The organism is Pauljensenia hongkongensis, assembly GCF_001746855.1.
Classification (GTDB): domain Bacteria; phylum Actinomycetota; class Actinomycetes; order Actinomycetales; family Actinomycetaceae; genus Pauljensenia; species Pauljensenia hongkongensis.
On record NZ_CP017298.1, the window covers coordinates 896,888 to 903,264 of the forward strand.

Consider the following 6,377-nt stretch of genomic DNA (forward strand, 5'->3'; position numbering starts at 1 on the left):
CGGCCGCGCGCGCCGCCGCGACCGCCACGTCGAGCTCCGCGCAGCTGACCTCGTAGTCGTCGCGCAGGGAGTCGTGGGAGTCGTCGAGCAGCAGGGCGGCCACATCGAGGCGCTCCCCCTCCAGGGGCCCCTCCCCCATGAGCTCGATGAAGGCGCGGGTGCGGGCGATCTCGGAGACGACGTGGCGGGTGCGCCTGGCGAGGCGCTCGTGCCCCTCCAGCGCCGACATGGCGGCGTCCAGGTCGGACACCTCCACCAGCTGGCCGACTCCCAGCAGGCGCGCGGCCTCCTCGCAGTCGGCGCGCCGCTGCCCGTACTGGCCGTCCGCCAGCGAGTGCTTCGCGCGCGTGTCGATGACGAGCAGTTCCAGGCCCGAGGAGGCCAGGTCGAAGGGGATGGGCTCGGCGGACATGTCCCGGCAGTCCAGGGCGAGCGCGTGGCCGGCCCTGCACCGCATCGACGCGGTCTGGTCGAGCCCGCCGGTGTTGGCGCCCGCTATCTCGTTCTCCGCGGCGCGCGCGGCGTCCACGAGCAGGCGCCTGCCCTCGTCGGAGCCCGCCAGGCCGAGCCCGCAGACCTCGTCGACGGCGACGGCCGTGGCGCACTCGAGGGCCGCCGAGGACGACAGGCCGCCCCCCACCGGCACGCACGACCACAGGGCGGCGTCGAAGCCCGGCAGCGGGCCGTGGCCGGCGCGCTCCAGGGCCCAGGCCACTCCCGCGATGTAGGCCGTCCAGTGGCTGGGCACCTGCCGGGGCCCGCCCCAGGGGCCGATGGAATCCAGGTCGAGGTCGTCGATGGCGTCGGCGGTCTGCGGCGAGATGAGGCGGACCGCGCGGTCCGCGCGCGGGGCGAGCGCCAGGTACGCCCTGTGGGGAAGGGCGATGGGCAGGCACGGGCCCCCGTTGTAGTCGACGTGCTCGCCGATGACGTTGACGCGGCCGGGCGCGCTCCACACCCCTTCGGGCTCGTACCCGAAAGCCTGGATGAAGAGCTCGCGGGCGTTGAACGCGCCCTCCTCGGGGCTGACTGCTTCGGCTCTGATGATGCGGGCCACGGTACCTCCTTCGGAACTCCCCCCACCCTACCCGACTATGAGCACCTTCACACACGGGGTGCGCATCACGTGCCCTTGTCGGAGAACCCCCTAGGATTGGGGCATCCCGTACAACACGCAAGCAGGTCCCATGTTCCTCCCCCAGAGACTCCCCGGCCAGGACTGGCTGGGCGTCGTCATCGCCATACCCGAGCCGTGGGTGAGCGAATTAACGGATTTGCGCCTGCGCCTGGGGGATCTCCAGGGCTCGCGCGTGCCCGCGCACATCACGTTGATGCCGCCCGTGCCGGTCGCCACCGAGTCGCGAGGCGAGGTGATCGAGCACCTGAGCGCCATCGCCCGCAGGTCCCGTCCCTTCCGCGTCGCGCTCAGGGGGGCGGACTGCTTCCGCCCGCTCTCCCCCGTCGCGTTCCTCAACCTGGCCGAGGGGGGGCGCTCCTGCTCCGACCTGGCCGAGAGCATCCGCTCGGGCCCCCTCGATTACGAGCCGCGCTTCCCCTACCACCCGCATGTCACGCTCGCCCAGGGGGTCGGAGACCCCGTCCTCGACCTCGCGATCGACATAGGGAGCTCCTTCGAGGCGTCGTGGGTGGTCCCCGGGTTCCGCCTCGACCGCCTCGACCCCTCGGGCGCCTACTCCTCGATGGCGATCTTCGACTTCGAGGGCATCTGAGCCCCGGTGCGCCGCCTCCCGCTGCCTGGCACTGCGGCGGGAGCCGGCTCAGAGGCCGTAGACGACGCCCACGGGCGCGTGGTCTGAGAAGCGCTGGTCGTAGGAGGGCGCCCGCCCGATGGTGAAGGACCGCGCCGCCCGGGCGAGTCCGGGCGTGGCGAACTGGTAGTCCAGGCGCCACCCCGCGTCGTTGTCGAAGGCCTGGCCCCGCCACGTCCACCACGAGTAGGGGCCCTGGACCTGGCCCGCCAGGTCGCGCACGACGTCGTGCCAGCCCTCCTCCACCCAGCGGTTGAGGAAGGCGATCTCCTCGTCGAGGACGCCTGCGCGCTTGTTGTGGTTGGACGTCCAGTTCTTGATGTCCGCCCGCGAGCGCACGACGTTGAAGTCGCCGCACACGACCGCCTGCTCCCCGCCCGAGGCCGCCGAGGCGAGCAGTTCGGCCATGCGCGCCCCGATGCGGGGCAGGTGCGCCATCTTGGCCTCCTGTTTGGGCGTGTCCTTCTCCCCGGAGTGGAAGTAGGCGGAGACGAGGCGCACGGGGGACGGGGCGCCGTCGGCCTCGACGAGGACCTCCAGCCAGCGGCCGGAGTCCGCGTCCGACTCGGCGCCGTCGAGCGCGGTGCGCGGTGGCCCGACCAGGGCGCCGCGGTCGCGGTGGACGGCGATGCCCACGCCCGCGCGCCCCTTGATACGGCACGGGACCCACACGGAGTCCCACTGCCCGGGCAGGATCCCCCGTGAGATCTCCTCCGGCGCGCGCACCTCCTGCATGAGCAGGGCGGTGGGCGCCGCCTCCTCCAGCCAGTCCAAGAAGCCCCGCTTGTGGGCGGCGCGGATGCCGTTGAGGTTGACGGTCGTCACTGTCAGAGTCACGGGGTTCCCTTCGGGGTCAGCGTGCCGCCCGTTCGGCGGCCTCGACGATGTTGGTGACCAGGAGTGCGCGCGTCATCGGGCCGACGCCGCCGGGGTTGGGGCTGAGCCACGAGGCGACGCGGTCGACGCCGTCCGCGACGTCGCCCGCCAGCCGCGGTTTGCCGTCCACGACGGTCCGAGACACGCCCACGTCGAGCACGACGGCGCCGGGGCGCACCATCTGCGCGGTGATGATCCCCGCGGCCCCCGCGGCCGCCACGACGACATCGGCCCGCCGCACGTGGTCGGCCAGGTCCTTGGTGCCGGTGTGGCACACGTCGACCGTCGCGTTGACGTCCTTGCGGCCCAGTAGGAGTCCGATGGTGCGCCCGACGGTGACCCCGCGGCCGACGACGCACACGTCGGCCCCGGCCAGGCCGATGCCGTGGCGCTCGACGAGTTCGATGACCGCGCGCGGCGTGCACGGCAGCGGCGAGTCGATGGGGCCCGAGCCGCGCAGCACCAGTCTGCCCAGGTTCGTCGGGTGCAGGCCGTCGGCGTCCTTGTCCGGGTCGATCATCTCCAGGACGGCGTTCGTGTCGATGCCAGCGGGCAGCGGCAGTTGGACGATGTAGCCGGTGCACGCCGGATCCGCGTTCAGCTGGGCGACGGCCTCCTCGATCCTCCCCTGCCCGGCGTCGGCGGGCAGGTCGATGCGGATCGAGTCGATCCCCACCTCGGCGCAGTCGCGGTGCTTGCCCGCCACGTAGGCCAGGGATCCGGGGTCCTCGCCGACCAGGACCGTCCCGAGTCCGACGGCGCAGCCGCGCTGGCGCAGGGCGGCCACGCGGGCGCGCAGCTCCTGCTTGATGGCGGCGGCCGTCGCCTTCCCGTCGAGGACCCGGGCGGGGCCCTCCCACGGTGCCCTCACTGCTCGAGCCCCGCGTACAGGGGGTGCTTGTCGGTGAGGCGCTTGACGCGGGCGCGCAGGGGCTCCAGGTCCACGGAGGAGCCCGAGGCGCCCTGGGCGAGGGCGGTTCCGATGATGTCGGCGACCTCTTCGAAGTCCTGGGCGTCGAAACCGCGCGAGGCGAGGGCCGGGGTCCCGATGCGCAGGCCCGAGGTGACGGCCGGGGGCCGGGGGTCGAAGGGGACGGCGTTGCGGTTCACGGTGATGCCGACCTCGTGGAGGAGGTCCTCGGCCTGCTGGCCGTTGATCTGGGAGTCCACCAGGTCCACGAGCACCAAGTGGACGTCGGTGCCTCCGGTGACCAGTTTGACGCCCGCGCTCACGGCGTCGTCGGCCCCGAGGCGCTCGGCGAGGATCCGCGCGCCCTCGAGGGTGCGGCGCTGGCGGTCCTTGAACTCGTCGGTCTGGGCGACCTTCATGGCGATCGCCTTCGCCGCGATCACGTGCATGAGGGGGCCGCCCTGCTGGCCGGGGAAGACCGCGCTGTTGAGCTTCTTCCCCCACTTGTCGCCGCGGGAGGAGAGGATCATGCCGGAGCGGGGGCCGCCGAGGGTCTTGTGGACGGTGGTGGTGACCACGTCGGCGTGGGGCACGGGGCTGGGGTGCAGGCCCGCGGCCACCAGTCCGGCGAAGTGGGCCATGTCCACCCACAGGGCGGCGCCGACCTCGTCGGCGATCTCCCTGAACGCTTGGAAGTCGAGGTGGCGGGGGTAGGCGGACCATCCGGCGATGATGACGGCGGGCCGCTCTCGCAGTGCCGCCTCGCGGACCATGTCGGGCTCGATGCGCATCGTCTCGCGGGAGACCTCGTAGGCGGCGGCCCGGTAGTGCTTCCCGGAGAAGTTGAGGCGCATGCCGTGGGTGAGGTGCCCGCCGTGCGCCAGGCTCAGGCCCAGGACCGGGTCGCCGACGTCCGCCATCGCCATGAGGGCCGCGGCGTTGGCCTGGGCGCCCGCGTGGGGCTGGACGTTGGCGTAGTCGCAGCCGAAGACTTGTTTGGCCCGCTCGATGGCGAGGGACTCGGCGACGTCGACGAACTCGCAGCCGCCGTAGTAGCGGCGCCCGGGGTAGCCCTCGGCGTACTTGTTGGTGAGCACCGAGCCCTGCGCCTGCAGGACCGCGCGGGGGACGAAGTTCTCGGACGCGATCATCTCGAGGGTGCCGCGTTGGCGTTGCAGCTCGTTGTCGAGGACCGCCTGGATCTCGGGGTCCAGTTGCGCCAGGGCCATGTCGTTGAGGGAGTCCATTGTTCTCCTGGGATCGTCGAGTCGGGAGGTGGCACACAGCCCAGGCGGGCGGCTGCGGGTGCCGGCGGGTCGCTCCCCGGTGGTTGCCCACCTGTTCGCCAGTCGCGACGGGGCCATCCTATCGCGCGCCCAGGGGCGGCTCCACGGGCCCCGCCGGGAGGCCCGGCCCCGCTGCGGCCGCGCCCCGCGCGGCTCCGCCGCCCCCGCCCCATCCGGCAGCAGCACCCCCTTCCGCCGCGTTCCGGCGCGCCCAGGCGCCACCTGTGAGCCCATTCACTTACCACCCCCGAATGGTCACCTGGTGAGACGATCGGCGATCACTTTTTGAGCACACCCCCTGACCACCTGGCGCACAATATGTAATATAACACCCTCTGAAGATACCATTTTTCGTTGGAATACCAAGTAAAACCCATAATCTACCGAGCGGAAATTGTCTCAACAACCAATGACCCGGTAACTGACGTCACAGACCAATCTTCATAGATATTGAGCATCCCTAGTGCATTTTCTCTAACCATGTGGATAACATGGGTTCCTGACCGAACGGTTACCCCGCTCAACCGACGCAAGTCTACACAGTAAACAACTCGGAGCGGCAGGGCGCCGGGGGCCTGACCAACCAAACACTTTTCAAGAAACTATCCAGGAGGCGCACGCGAGATGACCACCTTGACCAATTCCAGGGCCAAGCGGTACATGCCGACGTTGGTCGTGCCTTCCGCGGCGCGGCGCTCCGCGCTGGACCTGGCGTCCAAGCGCGTGATCGACATCGTCCTGGCGACCGTTGGAGTCATCATCCTTACGCCGCTGTGGCTGGTCGTGGCCCTGCTCATCCGGATCTCGGACCGCGGCCCGGCCTTCTTCAAGCAGACGCGCGTGGGCAAGAACGGCCAGACCTTCACGATGTACAAGTTCCGCACCATGCGGGTCGACGCCGAACAGGTCAAAGCGTCCCTGGAGGCCGCCAACCGGGCCGACGTGGGCGCCGGGAACTCCGTGATGTTCAAGATGCGCGACGATCCGCGCGTCACCCGTGTCGGGCGCGTGCTGCGCAAGACCAGCATCGACGAGCTCCCCCAGCTCTTCAACGTCATCAAAGGCGACATGTCGCTGGTGGGCCCCCGTCCGCCACTGCCCAGCGAAGTGGCCACCTACGAGCCCCACGTGATGGGCAAGTTCTCGGTCCGTCCCGGTATCACGGGTCTGTGGCAGATCTCGGGGCGCTCCAACCTCTCGTGGGAGGAAACGGTCCAGTTGGACCTGGACTACGCGGCGACTCGAACTGTGGGCCTGGACATGTGGATCCTCCTGCAGACCGTGCCCGCTCTGCTTCGTCAGGAGGGCGCCTATTAGACCATTTCTTCTGTGTGTGTGATTACGGGTGCGCCCCGGCCTCGGCCGGGGCGCACCCGTGTGCTTCCGCATCCCCCGCTCGTCGGAGCACCCCGGGAGCGGCGCACCCCGGGGGCGGCGCACCGCCGCACTGCTGAGGGAGTGCGGTGCTCGGCGCGTCCCCCGCCGCGGGGCAGCGGGGCGGGAACGGGCTCAGCGCCTCCGGCGCACGAGAGAGCG

Annotated in this window: 6 protein-coding genes and 1 riboswitch; of the genes, 2 read left to right on the forward strand and 4 right to left on the reverse strand. The window is 70.9% G+C overall.

What is annotated here, in order from left to right:
- On the reverse strand, positions 1 to 1,057 hold a 1,057-nt coding region (locus tag BH719_RS03735), incomplete at its 3' end, for a galactokinase (RefSeq protein ID WP_009743421.1).
- Positions 1,058 to 1,187: 130 nt separating this feature from the next.
- Between BH719_RS03735 and BH719_RS03740 the strand changes: the two genes are divergently transcribed.
- Complete coding sequence (locus BH719_RS03740; protein WP_009743422.1) at positions 1,188 to 1,730, forward strand: 2'-5' RNA ligase family protein; 543 nt, start codon at positions 1,188 to 1,190, stop codon at positions 1,728 to 1,730.
- Positions 1,731 to 1,778: 48 nt separating this feature from the next.
- Here the strand turns inward: BH719_RS03740 and BH719_RS03745 are convergent, their stop codons facing one another.
- Genes BH719_RS03745 through glyA form a run of 3 tightly spaced genes read right to left on the reverse strand, consistent with a single transcriptional unit; the run spans position 1,779 to position 4,802 of the window.
- Positions 1,779 to 2,606 (reverse strand): exodeoxyribonuclease III, encoded by an 828-nt coding sequence (locus tag BH719_RS03745; RefSeq protein ID WP_009743423.1) that lies wholly within the window; start codon positions 2,604 to 2,606, stop codon positions 1,779 to 1,781.
- 16 nt (positions 2,607 to 2,622) lie between these two features.
- Complete coding sequence (locus BH719_RS03750; RefSeq protein WP_009743424.1) at positions 2,623 to 3,516, reverse strand: bifunctional methylenetetrahydrofolate dehydrogenase/methenyltetrahydrofolate cyclohydrolase; 894 nt, start codon at positions 3,514 to 3,516, stop codon at positions 2,623 to 2,625.
- Positions 3,513 to 4,802: a serine hydroxymethyltransferase gene (gene glyA, locus BH719_RS03755; RefSeq protein WP_009743425.1), complete on the reverse strand. Its 1,290-nt coding sequence runs from the start codon at positions 4,800 to 4,802 to the stop codon at positions 3,513 to 3,515. Before glyA ends, BH719_RS03750 begins: the two co-directional genes overlap by 4 nt.
- A 31-nt stretch (positions 4,803 to 4,833) precedes the next feature.
- Positions 4,834 to 4,918: riboswitch (ZMP/ZTP riboswitch) on the reverse strand.
- Positions 4,919 to 5,465: 547 nt separating this feature from the next.
- On the opposite strand from glyA, the gene BH719_RS03760 reads away from it, so the two are divergent.
- Positions 5,466 to 6,158, forward strand: a complete 693-nt coding sequence (locus BH719_RS03760; RefSeq protein WP_009743426.1) for a sugar transferase — start codon at positions 5,466 to 5,468, stop codon at positions 6,156 to 6,158.
- The last annotated feature ends 219 nt before the right edge of the window (positions 6,159 to 6,377 follow it).